Raw genomic sequence first — 16,570 nt, forward strand, 5'->3', positions numbered from 1 at the left:
GGGGCCCCCGGGGCCCCACCCAATACTTTTCTCGGCCCCCCAAAACCCCGCCCTAGGGGCCCCGGGGGCGCCGCGGGCGGGTGGGTGGGCCGCGGGGGGGGGGTGGGGGGGCCCCGCCGCACGTCGGCAGGGTGTTACGAGGCGGTGCAGGAGAACGTGGTCGGCAGGGCGGTGTTGCCGTTGGGACGGCTCGCCTGGAAGCCCCACGAGGCGGTCTGCCCCGGCGCGAGCGCGCCGTTCCAGTTCTGGTTGGTCTGGGTCACGTTCTGGCCGCTGACCACGGCCGCCTGCGGCCAGGAGCCGGTGTGCGCGTGGCCGGACGGCAGCGTCGCGGTGGACGACCACCCGTTGATCGAGGCCGACCCGGTGTTGGTGACCGTCACCTGCATGACGTAGCCGTTGTTCCACTGGCTCTGCACCGACGCGGTGGTGGTGCAGCCGGACCCGCCGCCGCCACCGGTGGTGGTGACGTTGACGATGCCGGAGTAGCCGGAGGTGCCCGCCGAGTTCGAGGCCCGAACGCGGTACCGGTACGTGGTGTTCGCGGCGAGCCCGGAGTCGGTGAACGACGTCGAGCTGGTCGTGCCGATCTGGCTGAAGCTGGTGCTGCTCGCGCCGGTGGCCCGCTCGATCAGGTAGCTGCTGACCGTGCCGGAGGACGCCGACCAGCTCAGGGACGCGCCGCTGGAGGTGACGTTCGACGCGGTCGGGGTGCCCGGCGTGCCCGGGACCTGCGTGCCGCCGCCGGTGGTGGTGACGTTGACGATGCCGGAGTAGCCGGAGGTGCCCGCCGAGTTCGACGCCCGAACGCGGTACCGGTAGGTGGTGTTGGCGGCCAGGCCCGAATCCGTGAACGACGGGGAGGACGACGTGCCGACCTGGCTGAAGCTGGTGCTGCTCGCGCCGGTCGCGCGCTCGATCAGGTAGCTGTTCACCGTGCCCGACGAGGCCGACCAGCTCAGGGACGCGCTGCTGGAGCCCACGTTCGACGCGGTCGGAGTGCCTGGCGTGCCGGGCGGCTGGGTGCCGCCGCCGGTGGTGACGCCCGCCGAGAACGAGTTCACGGTCAGGCCGACGCCGCCGATCCACGGCTCGAATCCGGCCTGGACGCTGGTCAGGTACCAGTTGCTGTTGCCGTACTGCGAGCCGCGGGTGAACGTGTCGCGGACGAAGTCCATCACGTCGAAGCTCAGCGAGTTGATGATCGACCCGGTGAACAGGTACGACACGACGTTGTTGGCGCCGTTGCTGCCGGTCCAGACGGCCCAGCTGCGCCCGGCGATGCTCGCGGTGCCGGTCTGGGAACCGATGGGCTGGATGCTGCCCTGCCGGTTGAACCAGATCATGATCTCGGTGTCCTGGACGCCGGAGACGTTGGTGTCGGCGTTGAGCCAGATGTCGTACGAGGCGTTGTAGGTGCCGCTGCCGGGGTACGAGTAGCTGATGCTGCTGTTGGCGGTGCCGATGGTGCTGAGCTGCTTGGGCAGCGGGGAGCTGGGGCTGCAGTTGGAGTAGTGGCAGCCCAGGAAGATGGACGGGTAGGACACCGGCGCACCCGAGGTGCTGCCGACGCCGTCCTGCTGGGTGATGCTGAACCCGTTGCTGGTGGTGTTGATGCACTGGGTGGCGCTGGTGCCCCACCGGTTGTTCTGGATCACGTAGCTGCCGGCGACCACGGTGCCGTACTGCTCGCAGATGGTGGCGGCCTGGGCGGGCTGCGCCGCGAGAAGGCTCACGGCGGTGGCGGCGACGGTCAGCGCGATGGCCGAGGCGATCGTCGTCAGGCGATGCTTTCTGCTCGTCGTGGCGTGCATGTCACTCCTTGGGCAGGGGAGGAGAGATCGGGATGTGCCAGGACTGGGAGCGCTTCCACCGGACACCATAGGCCATCGTCGAACTGCCTGTAAACAAAACCATTGACGGTAATCAGTTTCATGGAAGTTACACGCGCGCCAAGGTTTCGTTACCTTTCGGACCGCTGCGGTTCGCCCGTGCACCGGATGGGAGGATGCGGGTTCGAGTCTGGGGAGGGGTACGACGGTGGGAGATCTGCAGCGGCTGCGCGAGGTCGCGGCACAGGTGTACGGCTGGACGGCGCTGCGCCCGGCGCAGGAGGAGGCGATGGCCCACGTGACCGCGGGCCGCGACACGATCGTGGTGTCGCCGACCGGCTCCGGCAAGTCCGCCATCTACCAGGTCCCGGCGCTGGTCGTCGGCGGCCCGACGATCGTGGTGTCGCCGCTCATCGCGCTGCAGCGCGACCAGGTCAAGAACCTCGTCGACCGGGGCGCGCCGGACGCGCACGTGGTCAACTCCGCGCGCAGCGCCCGCGACAACGCGGCCGCGTTCGACGCGATCCAGGCCGGTGACGCCGAGTTCCTGTTCCTCGCGCCCGAGCAGCTGGCCAAGGACGAGGTCGTGCAGCAGCTGCTGGAGGCCAAGCCGTCGCTGTTCGTGGTGGACGAGGCGCACTGCGTCTCCTCCTGGGGCCACGACTTCCGGCCCGACTACCTGCGCCTCGGCGAGGTCATCGAGCGGCTGGGCCACCCGACCGTGCTGGCGCTGACCGCCACCGCCTCGCCGCCGGTGCGCGCCGACATCGTCGAGCGGCTGCGCATGCGCGACGCGGTGCAGCTGGTCAAGGGCTTCGACCGGCCCAACATTCGGCTGGAGGTGTCCCGCGAGATCACCGAGCGGGAGAAGCGCCGCGAGATCATCGAACGCATCATCGCGCTGGACCCGCCGGGCCTGCTCTACGTGCAGACCCGCGGCGAGACCGAGGAGTACGCGGCCGCGCTGCGCGAGGCGGGCGAGGAGGCGTACGCGTACCACGCGGGTCTCAGCTCTTCCGAACGCTCGGCGGTGCACGACGCGTTCCTCGCCTCCGACCGGGTCGTGGTCGTCGCGACGTCGGCGTTCGGGATGGGCATCGACAAGCCGAACGTGCGCTTCGTGGTGCACGCCGCACCGGCCGAGTCGCTGGACTCCTACTACCAGCAGATCGGCCGGGCCGGCCGCGACGCCGGCCCGGCGACCGCGGTGCTCTACTTCCGGCCTGAGGACCTGCGCCTGCCGCGCTTCTTCTCCTCCGGCACCGTCGACGAGGAGCTGCTCACCCGGGTCGGCGCGGGCGTGCTCGCCGCCGACGGCCCGGTGCGCATCGACGACCTGGTGGAGGAGCTGGACGTCACCCGCGCCCGGGTCACCCGCTCGATCAACCTGCTGCAGGAGGCCGGAGCGGTGCTCACCACCGGCGCGGGCGTGCGGTGGACCGGCGGCGAGCTGGCCGACGCGGTCACGGCGGCCGCGGTCGAGGCGGCGCAGATGCGCACCATCGAGCTGACCCGGGTCGAGATGATGCGGGGGTACGCCGAGACCGACGACTGCCGCCGCCAGTTCCTGCTCGGCTACTTCGGCGAGGACCTGGTCGACACGTGCCACAACTGCGACACGTGCGCGGCGGGCACCGCCGACGCGCAGTCCGACGTGGACACCGGGTTCCCGGTGCAGTCGCGGGTGACCCACGAGCAGTGGGGACCGGGCGTGGTCATGCGCGAGGAGAACGACCGGATCACGGTGCTGTTCGACGAGGTCGGCTACCGTACCCTGTCGCTGAAGGCAGTCCGCGCCCGCAACCTGCTCACCCCGGCCTGACCCGGCTGCCCGCCGGGGCCTCGCCCGCGAGCGCCCCGGCGGAACCCCACGGTGAGGCATCGACCGATGTCGCATGGCTCGGTTAGGGTGGCCGCGATGCTGTTCGACGGAGTCATCGCCTCGGCCCTGACCATCGGCTACGCCGTGGTGCTCGGGCAGGCGCTGCGCATGACGGTGCAGTATCAGATCTGGCTGCACCGGTGGCGTCAGCCGGAGCGGCGCACCGTCCGCGTCTCCGGGAACGGCGAATGGCTGGTGCCGCCAGCCCACGGCCGGGCCTGGCTCGGCGTGGCGCTCGTCGTGGGCGGCTGCGCGATGTACCTGTGCCTGCCGGGTGAGCCCGACCTCGCGGCCGACGTGTTCGCCAAGGTCATGGTGCTGCTCGGGATCGCCGCGAGCCTGCTGCTCATCGACGACGGCTGGCGCATGCCGCGTAACGAACTGCGGCAGATCCGGCAGGTGCGGGGTTTGGTCCGCTTCACCCGCAAGCTGCTCGAACAGCACAGCATCCGGGAACGGCTCAGCTACCCGGACAAGGGCGAGCCGCCCGGCGCGCGCGAGGAGCTGGACCGGCTGCTGGCGCTGCTCGACGCCGAGCCGTGGGAGCGGTCGGCGGCGCCGCGGTCCTGGCGGGTCGTCACGCTGCTGCTGCCCACCGTCGAGCAGTCGGGCGAGTCCACGATCCGGTTGATGCGCTACCGCTACGGCATCCGCTCCGCCGAGCAGGGCGCGCACATCTGGGACGAGCCGAGCCACGGCTGAGAACCGGGCCGGCGACGGCGCGCGAACGCTGTGCACATCGGACCGTGCGAGCTTCGAAACATTTACGAAAACCAGAGACCTCCGCTCGGGGACGGGTTTAGCGTCGGGCACCCGCACGGCTCCACCGACCATATCGGAGTAGTGATGACCCGTTCCCTCGCTGGGCGTGGGCGGTTGACGGCTGCCCTCGCCGTCACGGCCGCCGCCGTCGCCATGCTGGTCGCGCCCCCGGCGCACGCCGCCGTCAGCGGCCGCAACCTGCCCGCCGACGGCAAGGTCCGGCTGTTCATGGGCCAGGACTCCACCACGCTGGCCGACTACAAGCGCGACGTGCTCGACCCGACGCCGTCCGCGCCCCGGCCCGGCGGCGTCACCCTGTACACGAACCTGGTCCTCGGCGGCACGCCCGGCCCGCTGGGCGGCTTCTACGGCCCGGTCGACTACGGCTCGGGCGTGTACGACTTCCCGGCCACGCTCAGCCAGTACCCCGGTGCGTCCCTCGCCGTGGGCCTGTACCTGTCGGACGCCACCTCCGGCTGCGGCAACCAGCCGCTGCGCGCCATCATGGGCCGCAACGACGCCGACGTCACCGCCGGCAACCCCAACCTGATCACGTCGTACCGGGCCAAGGTCGACGAGATGGTGAACTGGCTCAAGAACACCGGCCGGGAGGTGTTCCTGCGCATCGGCTACGAGTACGACGGCCCGTGGAACTGCTACAACGCCGACTTCTACAAGGAGGCGTTCCGCTACATCAAGGGCCGCATCGACGCGCTCGGCGCGAGCAAGGTCGCCACGGTGTGGCAGTCGGCCGCGTGGCCGCTCGACGAGCACCCGATCAACCCCGAGTACAACTACATCGTCACCGCGGCCAACCACTTCGACGTGTGGTATCCGGGTGACGCGTACGTGGACTGGGTCGGGCTGTCGGCGTTCTACGGTGCGACGTACAACCAGGTGCAGTGGGCCTGCAAGACGCCCGCGACCTCGCCGCGCGCGCTGCAGGACCGGATCCTGAACTTCGCCCGCGGGCACAGCAAGCCGGTCATGATCGCCGAGGCGTCGCCGCAGGGCTTCACCACCGGCGCGAAGACCCGCAGCTGCATCTTCAACAAGAGCCCGCAGGCCACCACCGCCGACGCCATCTGGAACACCTGGTACGCCGACTTCTTCGGCTACATCGCGGCGAACACCGACGTGATCCGGGCCGTGGCGTACATCAACACCAACTGGGACGCCCAGCCCAACTGGCAGTGCAACGGCGCTCCGGCGGGCCAGCCGGGCTGCGCCAACGGCTACTGGGGCGACTCGCGCATCCAGGCCGACGCGACGATCCGCAGCCGCTTCCTGGCCGAACTCGGCAACTCCCGCTGGGTCAACGGGTCCGGCAGCACCAACCCGGAGCGCACGATCCGGGGCGTCGGCTCCAACCGCTGCCTGGACGTGTCCGGTGGGCGTACCGCCGACGGCACGAAGATCCAGCTGTGGGACTGCCTGAACAACCCGGCGCAGAAGTGGCGGGTCGAGTCCAACGGCTCGCTGGTCAACCCGAACTCCGGCAAGTGCCTCGACGTGGCCGGCGGCGCGACCGCCAACGGCACCATCGTGCGGCTGTGGACCTGCCTGGGCAACGGCGCGCAGCGCTGGACGGTCAACGCCAACGGCACCATCGTCAACCCGCAGTCGGGCAAGTGCCTCGACGCCGACGGCTGGGGCACCGCCAACGGCACCCAGATGATCATCTGGACCTGTGGCAGCCCGGTGCAGTCCAACCAGAACTGGGTCGTGTCCTGACAGACCACCGGTGACACCGGCACCCGGTGCCGGTGGCCGTCGGACGCCCGGCCGCGGTGGAACCGCACCACCGCGACCGGGCGTCATCGGCGCGGCCGGCGGGTCTCGGGGCAGGGGCCCGCCGGCCGCGGGCTCAGCTCGCGCAGATCGCGAACGCCCGCACCTTCCAGTTGCCGCTGAAGCCGTTGTCGTCCTCGGTCGCGCTCGCCGTCACCGAGGTGCTCGACACGGCGTGCGCGGCGGTCAGCCGCACCTGGCCCTCGCCGCCCAGGATCTCCGCGCCGACCCCGTGCACCTTGCGTCCCGCGGAGCAGGTGACCGTCACCGACTGCGTGCTGCTGGAGCTGTACGCGCTGTCGTCGAGCAGCCGCTCGTAGCCCGCCGGCTGGTCCGCGCAGATCGCCCGCGCCTGCACCTGCCAGTCGCCGGCGAAGCCGGTGCCGTCCTCCGCGCCGGTCACCGTGACGCTGCCGGTGTCGATCCGCAGGTCCTCCAGGATCAGCTCGCTGACCGACGCGCCGCTGACCGCGCCGCCCACGCCGAGGGCGACCTTGCCGAGCGGGCAGCTGACCAGGTGCGACTTGCTGGACGGCGACGACCAGGCGGAGCTGCCCGCGATCACCTGGTAGCCGGCCGGAGCGGGGGCGCACAGTACGGTGGTGGACAGCGACCAGCGCAGCCCGGTGCCGCTCTCGTCCTCGCGCCCGGTCACCGACCAGGTGGTGTTCTCGGACACGGGCAGCATGAAGTCCATGCCGATGTGGCCGGTCGCGCCGGACACCGCACCGCCGCCGCCGAGCGCGACGGTGCCCGCGGGGCAGGTCTTGTTCTGCGTCTTGGCGAGGCTGTCGCTCGGTCCGGTGGCGGTCTGGCGGGTCAGCCCCGAAACCGCCGCTGCCGGTGCCGCCAGTGCGAGCTGGCTCACCGCGAGGGCGCTCAGCGCCAGACCTGCGGCCAGCGCCGCGCGGGTCAGCCGGTGGTGGGTCGCTCGTGCCTGCATCGAAGTCTCCTGTATCGGTTGGGAGACCCCAACGTATGAACGCGAGCAGGATTCGTTTGTGGACTTCTCCACACAGCGCCGGTGGTGATGATTACAGCGACGGCTTTCTGACCTGCGCAAAGTCGGTGATCCGACGGATCGGCGGCGGTGGTGCGGCGCTTGCGAGCCACTCGCGGCCGGAGGTGAGGACCCCAGCCCCGGCCGCGGGTTCATCGCGTTGTGGCGGTGCCGTGATCTGCCGGCCACGGGCGGATCACGCCGCCGGGTGTCACTTCTGCGCGGCGCGCAGCTGCAGTCCGTGGCCGCCGGGGCCGGTGAGGGTCAGCCGGTCCGCGGTGACCTCCCAGGCCACGTCGCCCTTGAGCGTCTCCAGCACGGCCCGTTCGAGCCGGTTGACCTCGTCGGCGCAGGCCATCCTTGTGGTGAAGAGGTCACCGAAGGCGATGGTCTTCTCGGCGAGCACGGCGGGGCCGCCGAGGGTGTTGCAGCCGGTGTTGCCCTGCACCTTGCCGTCGGCGAATTCGAGCCAGGCGGTCGCGCCGACGGGCACCGAGCTGGCGCTCTGCCCGTCGAGCAGGGTGTCGACCTGCCAGCGCACGCCGGTCAGCGGCCGGTCCGGCTCGGCGGACTCCTGGTCCAGCAGGGTGACCTCCATGGTGTCGGTGCGCAGGGTCAGCTTGTCGCCGGCCAGCTCCCAGCGCGGCCCGGCCTGGAGGAAGCCGGAGACCAGCTCGTCCTGCTCGTGCAGTTTCGGGTCGCAGCCCATGTCGGTCATGCTCACGTCGCCGGTCATCCGCAGGCGGCCGCCGGACAGGTCGGCGTCACCGCCCATGCCGTTGCAGCCCGCGGTGGCCCCGACATGGCCCTTGTCGTCCAGCGTGAGCCGGATGCGGGTGCCCTTGAACAGCTCGTAGGGTTTGCCGTCCTTGACGACGGCGGTGGACAGGAAGGTCCGCCCGGCCAGGACGGCGCCGTCGTCGGGCGGGCCGTCCGCGCCCGCGTCGAGGGGCTGCGCGCACGCGGCGAGCAGCAGAACAGTCAGCAGCGGCACTACGCGCACGGTTTTCACGTTACCTTCGACCGCCGGGCGGCCCGTGCGGTTCCGTACGGCGGCCAGGACGCCCGGACCGCCGCAACGGCCGAACGTCCTGGCAGCTCACCGGTGGTGCAGAGTTAGGAAGGGCACCTTGCACTACCTACAGCGATAACAAGGTGCCCTTCCTTCTCTTAGGCGCGGCAGGGGGTGCCGGTGGGGTGGGTGGGGGTGCCGGTGATGCCGGCCTTGGCCTCGCCGATGACGAGGTCGGTGAGGAGGGTGTCGAGGACGAGGGCCTGCTGGGTGACGCCGGTGGCCGTGGTGGTGGTGCTGTTGAGCTTCAGGCTGCCGACTACCAGTGGGATGGTGAGCGGGCCGCTGCCGACCGTCACCGTCGCGCCGTTGACCTTCAGGTTGGTGATGGTGGATGAGCCGGTGAACTGCGGGACGAGGCCACCGGGGCCGGTCGCGCAGGTGGCCGAGGCGGTCGCGTTGATGTAGCCGACCTCGATGGTGACCAGGCCCGCGACGGTGATCTTCGTGGAGCCGGCGGCCGAGGTGGACACGGCCTTGTCTCCGGCGGCGGGTGCGGTGCCCTGGTTGTTCGGGGTCAGGTCGGTGTTCGCGGACAGGCCGGTGGTCTTGACGGTGACCAGGCCGGCGTTGAAGGTGTTGTCGGGGCCGGCCGCGGTGGCGTCCACGCACGGCGAGTTGGCCGGGTTGGCCTGGGCGGCGAGCTGGCCGGCCAGGTTCAGGGCGGTGGCGGAGCAGGTGAAGACGCCGTCGCGGTCGTTGTCCACGATGGTCGCCTCACCGGACGGGTCGGTCAGGCCCGCGCCGCTGGGTGAGCTGAGGCCGAGCTTGAAGGTCTCGTTCAGCTCGTCGACGGCGTCGTCGGCGATCGGCACGGTGACCGTCTTGAGGGTCTCGTTCGGGGAGAAGTTGAGCACGCCGCTCTTGGCGGTGAAGTCGGCCGCACCGGCGCTGCCGGCCGTGGTCGCGTAGCTGACGCTCACCGGGAACGGGGCGGGCACGGACAGGGTGACGGTGAAGTCGACCGTGCCCGCGCCCTCGTTGACCTGCACGTCGTACACGCTCAGGCCCGGCACGTGCACGGTCAGGGTCTGCACGTAGCCGCGGCTGGTCCCGTCGATGAGGAAGTCGACCTCGCAGTGGTACGTGCCCGGGGCCGCGCCGCCGTCAACCTCGACGGTCTCGCTGAACGCCGCGTCGTCGCCGCTGGTCACCGTGCGCGAGGCGGGGGACAGCGCCAGCGACAGCGCGCCGTCGCAGTCCACGCTGTGGGTCACCGTCACCTCGATGGCCTGGATGCCCGCCAGGATCGCGTCGGCGACCTGGTTGGGCGGCACGTTGTCCAGGAACACGCCGCCGGTGGCGTCCGTGACGGCCTGGATCTGGCCGTTCTGGTTCAGGCCGCCCGCGCCGACGTTGACCGCGACCACGCGTACGTCGGCGGCTTGGAGCGCGGAGATGACCTGGGCGCGAGTGTGGCCCAGGCTCGGCTCGTGCGACGGCGCGTCGCCGAAGATGACGACGATGCGGGTGCCGTCGGGGCGGAACGTGACCGCGCCAGTGGCGAGTTCGTACAGGGCGTTGAGGCCGTCCTCGGGCAGGTCCCCGCCGCCGCCGATGCTCCACGCGTTGATGCCCGCCTGGGCCAGGGCCTGGTCGGCGGTGAGCCCCTGGTTCACGGCGAACGGCGGGGTGTCGTCGACGTCCTTGTAGTTGGCGGCGGCGAACTGTGCGCCGGGCTGCGCGCCGCTGACCGCGGCGAGGATGTCGGCGGCATTGGTCTTCACGTTGTTGATGGCGCTGAACATGCTGCCGGTGGTGTCGGCGAGGAACACGATGTCGGGCTTCGGCGGCACCGTGGGGGTGTGCACCACCTTGCTGATCGTGGCGGTGCCGCCGGGCGGCAGGGTGCGGGTGACGGCGGACGGCTCGACGCCGGGTTCGGCGGCGTGCGCCGGCGGCGTCGGCTGGGAGAGCAGACCCCACGCCGCCAGGGCGGCCACCGCCAGGGCGTTCACGCCCCACCGGTGGGTAGCCTTCCGCCTGTGCAGGTGCAACATCTGGCACATCCTTTCGGGCAGCCTGCCGCCTCCGGCGGTTGCCGGAGCGGGCGGCTGCTGGGTGTGCCTAGAGTCAAAGCGATGAATCTCCACCCCATCAACGCTTGACTATCCGGTACGGGCCGACTAAGTGACTGCACGTGTGAGCGTGACCGCAGTGCGTGACGGCGGTCGATCGCTCCGTTCGGCGTAACCTGATCGGACTACGCTGGGCCCGACCCCGGTGACGTGAAGTGAATGACTGCCGGGTGCACGTGTGACGGCTATTCGATAGCGGGGAGTGCCGATGGGACGCGGGCCGCTGATGATCGCGGTGGCGCAGCCGCCGACCGTGGCGTACGATGTGGCCGCCAACGCGGTCGAGCACGCCGCCGCCGTACGGGCCGGCCAGGCCCGGGTGGTCGTGTTCCCGGAACTGTCGTTGACCGGCTACCAGCTCGACGCGCCGGCTATCACACCCGGCGATCCGCGCCTTGCCCCGCTTGTCCAGGCCTGCGCCGAGACCGGCACGCTGGCGCTGGCCGGCGCGCCGGTGTGGGACACGGCCGGGCACGCGTACATCGCGACGCTGGCGGTGGACGGCGACGGCGCCCGGGTCGCGTACCGCAAGGTGCACGTCCACGAGTCGGAGGAGCGGTTCAGCCCCGGCGACGGACCGGCGGTCGTCGAGGTCGACGGCTGGCGGCTGGGCCTGGCGATCTGCCGCGACACCAGGTTCGCCGAGCACGACGCCGCGACCGCCGAGCTGGGCATGCACGTGTACGTCGCGTCCGTGCTCGACCACGTCCGCGACGCGCACGTGCCCGCCGAACGCGCCCGCCGCGTCGCCGCCGACCGGGGCGTCTGGGTCGCCACGGCGAGCTTCGCCGGCTCCACCGGCGGCGGCTTCGACCAGGCTGCGGGCGGCTCGGCGATCTGGTCCCCGGACGGCACGCCGCTGGCCGAGGCCGGTGCGGAACCGGGCGCGATCGCCCGCGCGACCCTGCGGCCGTGACGCCCGGTCAGCCGCGCAGGTAGGCCAGCACCGCCAGGACGCGGCGGTGGTCGTCGGCGTCGGGTGGCAGGTCGAGTTTGGCGAGGATGCCCGCGATGTGCTTGGCCACCGCGGCCTCGGTGACCACCAGGCGGCGGGCGATCGCCGCGTTGGAGCGGCCCTCCGCGACCAGGCCGAGCACCTCGCGCTCGCGCGGAGTCAGCCGGTGCAGCGGGCCGCGGCGGCGGTCCAGCAGCTGGCGGACCACCTCGGGATCGATGACGGTGTGCCCGTCGGCGACCCGGACCAGCCCGCCGACGAACTCGGCGACCTCGCCGACCCGGTCCTTGAGCAGGTATCCCGTGCCCGCCGAGCGGCCCGCGTCGATCAGCTCCGCGGCGTAGGTCTGCTCGACGTACTGGCTGAGCACCAGGATCGGCAGGTGCGGCAGCGCGGCCCGCAACGCCAGCGCGGCCCGCAGCCCCTCGTCGCTGAAGCCGGGCGGCATGCGCACGTCGGTGACGACGATGTCGGGCCGCACCAGCGGCACCTGCTCGCGCAGCGCGTCGGCGTCGCCGACCGCGGCGACGACCTCGTGTCCGAAGTGGCGCAGCAGGCTGGTCAGGCCCTCGCGCAGCAGCACGGAGTCCTCGGCCAGCACCACTCTCAGCGTTCGCACGGCAGCTCCACCCGCAGCAGCGTCGGCCCGCCGGGCGGGCTGGCCAGCAGCAGCCGCCCGCCGACGGCCGCCGTCCGGTCGGCCAGGCCGGTCAGCCCGGTGCCGCGGGCCGGGTCGGCGCCGCCCGCGCCGTCGTCGTGGACCTCCAGCACGAGCTGCCGGTCCTGGGTCCAGGCGCGCACCCGGCCGCCGGCGGCGCTGCTGTGCCGGGCCAGGTTGGCCAGCGCCTCGTTGACCGCGAAGTAGGCGGTGGCCTCGACCGGCGCGGGCAGCCGCCCGTCCAGCCGCAGGTCCAGGTCGACGGGCACCGGAGAGCGCCCGGCGATGTCGCGGATCGCGGCGGCCAGGCCGCGGTCGCTGAGGATCTGCGGGTGTACGCCGCGGATCAGCTCGCGCAGTTCGGCCAGCGCCGCCGCGGTCTGCTGCTTCGCGTCGTCGAGCAGCGGCGCGACCGTGTGGTCGTCGGCGACCTGCAGCCGGGCCAGGCCGAGCGTGACGCTCAGCGCGACGAGCCGCTGCTGCGCGCCGTCGTGCAGGTCCCGTTCGAGGCGGCGGCGTTCGTCGTCGAAGCCCGCGGCCAGTCGCTGCCGGGAGCGCATCACCTCGACCAGGTCGCTGTCCTCAGAGGCGAGCACCGCACGGGCGACGGCGGCCCGTGCTCCGGCCCAGGCCGTGATCGGGTACGCCGCGAACGGCAGCATGATGAACCCGGCCGCGCACAGCAGCGCGGTGAACCACGCATCGGCGGGCAGTTCCGCGCCCGGCCCGGACGGCTGCAGCGGTGCCGACATCAACATCAGCGGCGGGAGCAGCGACAGCAGCACCACGGCCAGGTCGAGCCACCAGGCCACGCAGGCGCTCAGCACGGCGTACCCGATCTCGCGCCAGGTGCCGGGCTCGCGGAGCCGCAGCGGCGGGCGCGGGGGCAGCGGGCGGGTGTCGACCAGGCGCAGCCGCCGCCGGTCGAACCCGGCGATCAGCGGCCCGGCGGCGACGACGATCAGCAGCGCGGCCACCAGCAGCAGGATGAGCGCGGTGCGCGCCGGGCGGAGCAGCTCGATCCCGGCCAGCAGCGCCAGGGGCAGCCCGGCCGGGACCAGGCCCGCGGCCAGGTAGAGCAGGGACCGCCACGGCCAGCTCGAACGCGCCAGCCGCCACGGCGGGGTCGCGGCGGCGGACAGGGCGGTGCGAGGAGTCACCGCCCGACCCTAACCCGCACCGATACCCGGCACAGTAGTGCTGGGACTAGTCCCGATCATCGCTGTCGCACCAGTGCGCCCGGCCCTGTGTTCGGGTGGGGTTGGTCGTATGACATCAACGGCGACGGTCCGCCTGCACGCGGTCCGCAAGACGTACGGCACAGCCGCGAACACGGTCACCGCCCTCGACGGGGTGAGCGCGGAGTTCGCCCGGGGCAGCTTCACCGCGGTCATGGGCGCGTCCGGCTCCGGCAAGTCCACGCTGCTGCAGTGCGCGGCCGGGCTCGACACCGTCGACGGCGGGCAGATCACCGTCGACGGAGTCGACCTGGCCGGGCTGTCCGAGCACGCCCGCACGCTGCTGCGGCGGGACCGGATCGGGTTCGTGTTCCAGGCGTACAACCTGGTCGGCGCGCTGACCGCGGCGCAGAACACGGCGCTGCCGCTGCGGCTGGCCCGCCGCGCACCCCAGGCCGCGGCGATCACGCAGGCGCTTGCCGAAGTGGGTCTTGCCGAGCGGGCCGGGCACTACCCGGCGCAGCTGTCCGGCGGCGAGCAGCAGCGGGTCGCCATCGCCCGTGCGCTGATCACCCGGCCGGCCGTGCTGTTCGCCGACGAGCCCACCGGGGCGCTGGACAGCACGTCGTCGGCGGTGGTGCTGGCCGCGCTGCGGCGGCTGGTCGACGAGCACGGGCAGACCGTGGTGATGGTGACCCACGACCCGGTGGCCGCCGCGGCCGCCGACCGGGTGCTGGTGCTCGCCGACGGGCGGCTGGTCGACGAGATCACCGGCGCGGACCCGGCGCGCATCGCCGCCCGGCTGGCCCGCGGGGCGGTGGCCGCATGATCGCGCTCGCCTCGCTGCGGGAACGCCGCCGCAGCCTGCTCGGCACGCTACTGACGCTCGCCGTCGCGGTCGCCGTGCTCACCATCTGCGGCCTGCTGCTCGGCTCGGCCCGCCCGGTCACCCCGGACCGGTACGCGGCGAGCCCTGTGCTGATCCGCCCGGTGCCGCCGAGCAACCCGGAGGCGTTCACCGAACCGCGCCCCTGGCCGCAGGAGCAGGTCGCGGCGCTGACCGCCCGGCTGGCCGCCGTGCCCGGCGTGGCCGCAGCGGTGCCGGCGCACCGCTTCTACGCCCAGCTCCTGCGCGACGGCGCACCCGTCGCGGGGGAGCACGAAGCCTATAACTGGTCCTCGGCAGTCCTCGGCGGCTACCGACTCGCGGCGGGCCGCGCGCCGGCCGCCGCCGGTGAGGTCGCGCTCGGCGAGGACCTCGGACTGCCGCCCGGTGTGCGGGTGGAGCTGCTCACGGCGGCCGGACCGCAGCCGTTCACGGTCACGGGCACCGTCAGCGGCCCCGGGATCTGGGTGGGCGACCCGGCAGCGGGTGCGGGCGGCGGAGTGCCTGTGATCGGCCTGCTGACCGGCGCGGACGCTGACATCGCCGCGGTCGCCGCTGCGGCGACGGAGGTGATCGGCGCGGACGGCGTGGTGCTGACGGGGGACGCGCGCGGCGCGCTGGAGCCGGTAGGCGATGCCCGCATCCGGTGGATCGGCCTGCAGGTGCTGTCGGCCCTGGCCGCGCTGGGCACGTTCGTGTCGGTGTTCATCGTGGCGTCGACGTTCGCCTTCGCGACCCGCCAGCGGCACCGCGAGCTGGGGCTGCTGCGGCTGCTCGGCGCGGTGCCCCGGCAGGTGCGGGGCTGGGTGCTCGGCGAGGTGCTGCTGCTCGGCCTGCTCGGCGGTGCTATCGGAGTTCCGGCGGGCCTGCTGGCCGCCGGGCCGGTGGCGGGCTGGCTGGTGCGCACCGGGTTCGAGCCTGCGTCGTTCACCGTGCTGTACCAGCCGGTCGTCCCCGTTGCGGCGCTGGCCGCCGGGGTGCTGGTGGCGCTCGCGGGAGCCTGGTCGGCGGCCCGGCGCGCGGCGCGGGTGGGCCCGCTGGCGGCGCTGCGAGAGGCCGCGGTCGACGACCGGCCGGTGAGCCGGGTACGGCTGCTCGCGGGTGCGGTGGCGCTGGCCGGCGCGGTCGCGGCCGGGGTGGCGGCGACCCGGGCGTCCGGGGCCGACCTGGGCTCCTACGCCCTGTACGCGGCGATGCTGCTGGTCGTCGCGGGCAGCTTGCTCGCTCCGCTGCTGCTGCCGGGGGCGGTGCGGCTGCTGACCGCGCCGTTCGCGGGCGGCCGGGGCGCGACCGTGCTGCTGGTGCGCCAGCACGTCGCGACCGCGGCCCGGCGCTCGGCCTCGGCCGCCGCGCCGGTGCTGCTCTGCGTGGCGTTCACCGTCCTGATCGGCGGGATGGTGCAGACCACCACCGCGTACTACGGGCTGAACCGGGTCACCGCCGCGGACGCCACCGCCGTGGTCGTGCCCGACGGCACGCCGGGCCTGTCCGACGCCGCCGTCGCGGCCGCGGGCGGCCTGTCCGCCCTGCCCACCACCCTGTACGACGGCTTCGAGCCACTGCCCGCCGCGGGCGTCACCCCGGCCGAGCACGCGGTGCTGGCCGTGCTCGAAGGTGATCTGACTGCCCTGCACCAACCGTCGACGGCACCTGCTGCTCCGCTGTCCGCGGAGATCGGGGAGCAGGCTGTCGCGATCCTGCCGACCGGGTCTGACCGACCGACGTCGGGCGGTCAGGTGATTCCCGCGGCCGTGGCGCAGGGGTTCGCCACCTCGGCGGGGTGGGCCGTGGGCAGCAGGCATCCGCTGTTCGGCCCGGACGGCCGACCGATCACGCTGGAGGTGGTCGCAGTGCTCGCAGGTGGCCCGCTGCCGGCAGGCATCCTGATCGACCGCACGGCGACGCGCGCGATGGACCCCTCGGCGCTGACCCCCGTCGTCTACTCCGAACGGCTGGTGCCGGCTGCCGCCGGTCTGGGCGCGCGCCCACTGAGCGCCGCGGCATACGCGGCGAGCGGTCAGGACGAGGACGACCGGCTGGTATGGGTGTTCACCGCGCTGCTGATCGGGGTGTCGGCCGGGTTCGCGCTGCTGGCGGTGGTGAACACGATGCTCATGTCCACCACCGGCCGGACCGGGGACCTGCGGGTGCTGAAGCTGTCCGGAGCGACCAGGGCTCAGGTGCTGGGCCTGCTGGCCGCTGAGACCGCGGCCGTGGTGGTCACCGGTGTGCTGCTGGGGCTGGCGGTGGCCGTGGCCGCGCTGGCGGCGCTCGCCCGCGGGCTGAGCGTGCAGCTCGGCGTCGCGGTGCCCATGGTGATCCCGTGGGGCACCCTCGCCGCGACCGTCGGCGTCTGCCTGGTGCTGGCCGTGGCCGCGGCGATGCTGCCCGCCCTCGGTTCCCGGCGGGAGGCCGGGCCTGCCGCGAGCGTTTGAGCAGGCGGTCGGCGGGGCACGTCAGTGGATGCACGGGGGTG

12 protein-coding genes and 1 pseudogene are annotated in these 16,570 nt (G+C 72.8%); 6 read left to right on the forward strand and 7 right to left on the reverse strand.

The annotated features are described in order from the left end of the window. Positions 1–134: 134 nt before the first annotated feature. Positions 135–479: a cellulose binding domain-containing protein gene (locus AB0B66_RS12360; RefSeq protein ID WP_360528225.1), complete on the reverse strand. Its 345-nt coding sequence runs from the start codon at positions 477–479 to the stop codon at positions 135–137. Between the two features lie 15 nt (positions 480–494). Beyond that, positions 495–1,814 (reverse strand): annotated as a pseudogene (locus AB0B66_RS12365) (fibronectin type III domain-containing protein); the annotation flags it as partial. Between the two features lie 226 nt (positions 1,815–2,040). On the opposite strand from AB0B66_RS12365, the gene AB0B66_RS12370 reads away from it, so the two are divergent. From AB0B66_RS12370 to AB0B66_RS12380, 3 genes are all read left to right on the forward strand, one after another. Further along, on the forward strand, positions 2,041–3,654 hold the full coding sequence (locus AB0B66_RS12370; protein WP_360527246.1) for a RecQ family ATP-dependent DNA helicase: 1,614 nt from the start codon (positions 2,041–2,043) through the stop codon (positions 3,652–3,654). A gap of 96 nt (positions 3,655–3,750) precedes the next feature. Then, entirely contained in the window at positions 3,751–4,416 is a 666-nt protein-coding gene (locus AB0B66_RS12375; protein WP_360527249.1) for a hypothetical protein, read from the forward strand. 144 nt (positions 4,417–4,560) lie between these two features. Continuing rightward, positions 4,561–6,210, forward strand: coding sequence for an RICIN domain-containing protein (locus AB0B66_RS12380; RefSeq protein ID WP_360527252.1), 1,650 nt, complete (start codon positions 4,561–4,563; stop codon positions 6,208–6,210). A gap of 133 nt (positions 6,211–6,343) precedes the next feature. Here AB0B66_RS12380 and AB0B66_RS12385 read toward each other — a convergent pair whose 3' ends face one another. The 3 genes from AB0B66_RS12385 to AB0B66_RS12395 form a co-directional block, all read right to left on the reverse strand. Beyond that, positions 6,344–7,210 carry a hypothetical protein gene (locus tag AB0B66_RS12385; protein WP_360527255.1) on the reverse strand — a complete coding sequence of 289 codons (867 nt, stop codon included), beginning with the start codon at positions 7,208–7,210 and terminating at the stop codon, positions 6,344–6,346. 268 nt (positions 7,211–7,478) lie between these two features. Beyond that, the gene (locus AB0B66_RS12390) at positions 7,479–8,270 is read right to left on the reverse strand and encodes an META domain-containing protein (RefSeq protein WP_360527257.1); all 792 of its coding nucleotides are present in this window, start codon (positions 8,268–8,270) and stop codon (positions 7,479–7,481) included. Between the two features lie 167 nt (positions 8,271–8,437). Further along, complete coding sequence (locus AB0B66_RS12395; protein WP_360527260.1) at positions 8,438–10,297, reverse strand: Calx-beta domain-containing protein; 1,860 nt, start codon at positions 10,295–10,297, stop codon at positions 8,438–8,440. A gap of 328 nt (positions 10,298–10,625) precedes the next feature. On the opposite strand from AB0B66_RS12395, the gene AB0B66_RS12400 reads away from it, so the two are divergent. Continuing rightward, positions 10,626–11,333: a carbon-nitrogen hydrolase family protein gene (locus AB0B66_RS12400; protein WP_360527263.1), complete on the forward strand. Its 708-nt coding sequence runs from the start codon at positions 10,626–10,628 to the stop codon at positions 11,331–11,333. Positions 11,334–11,340: 7 nt separating this feature from the next. On the opposite strand, the gene AB0B66_RS12405 is transcribed toward AB0B66_RS12400, so the two are convergent. Both AB0B66_RS12405 and AB0B66_RS12410 read right to left on the reverse strand, forming a co-directional pair. Further along, entirely contained in the window at positions 11,341–11,991 is a 651-nt protein-coding gene (locus AB0B66_RS12405; protein ID WP_360527266.1) for a response regulator transcription factor, read from the reverse strand. Further along, positions 11,979–13,190 carry a histidine kinase gene (locus tag AB0B66_RS12410; RefSeq protein WP_360527269.1) on the reverse strand — a complete coding sequence of 404 codons (1,212 nt, stop codon included), beginning with the start codon at positions 13,188–13,190 and terminating at the stop codon, positions 11,979–11,981. The genes AB0B66_RS12405 and AB0B66_RS12410 overlap by 13 nt, the downstream gene beginning before the upstream one ends. 109 nt (positions 13,191–13,299) lie before the next feature. On the opposite strand from AB0B66_RS12410, the gene AB0B66_RS12415 reads away from it, so the two are divergent. Then, positions 13,300–14,037 (forward strand): ABC transporter ATP-binding protein, encoded by a 738-nt coding sequence (locus tag AB0B66_RS12415; protein ID WP_360527272.1) that lies wholly within the window; start codon positions 13,300–13,302, stop codon positions 14,035–14,037. Further along, entirely contained in the window at positions 14,034–16,529 is a 2,496-nt protein-coding gene (locus AB0B66_RS12420) for an ABC transporter permease (protein WP_360527275.1), read from the forward strand. Before AB0B66_RS12415 ends, AB0B66_RS12420 begins: the two co-directional genes overlap by 4 nt. Positions 16,530–16,570 lie beyond the last annotated feature (41 nt).

It is taken from the genome of Catellatospora sp. NPDC049111 (genome assembly GCF_040648615.1).
Taxonomy (GTDB): Bacteria; Actinomycetota; Actinomycetes; order Mycobacteriales; family Micromonosporaceae; genus Catellatospora; species Catellatospora aurea.

What these genes read in the sequence shown, in the direction of transcription:
- AB0B66_RS12375 (WP_360527249.1), top strand. Translation starts at nt 3,751, where the DNA reads ATGCTGTTCGACGGAGTCATCGCCTCGGCCCTGACCATCGGCTACGCC.
- AB0B66_RS12380 (WP_360527252.1), top strand. Translation starts at nt 4,561, where the DNA reads ATGACCCGTTCCCTCGCTGGGCGTGGGCGGTTGACGGCTGCCCTCGCC.
- AB0B66_RS12385 (WP_360527255.1), bottom strand. Translation starts at nt 7,210, where the DNA reads ATGCAGGCACGAGCGACCCACCACCGGCTGACCCGCGCGGCGCTGGCC.
- AB0B66_RS12400 (WP_360527263.1), top strand. Translation starts at nt 10,626, where the DNA reads ATGGGACGCGGGCCGCTGATGATCGCGGTGGCGCAGCCGCCGACCGTG.
- AB0B66_RS12415 (WP_360527272.1), top strand. Translation starts at nt 13,300, where the DNA reads ATGACATCAACGGCGACGGTCCGCCTGCACGCGGTCCGCAAGACGTAC.
- AB0B66_RS12420 (WP_360527275.1), top strand. Translation starts at nt 14,034, where the DNA reads ATGATCGCGCTCGCCTCGCTGCGGGAACGCCGCCGCAGCCTGCTCGGC.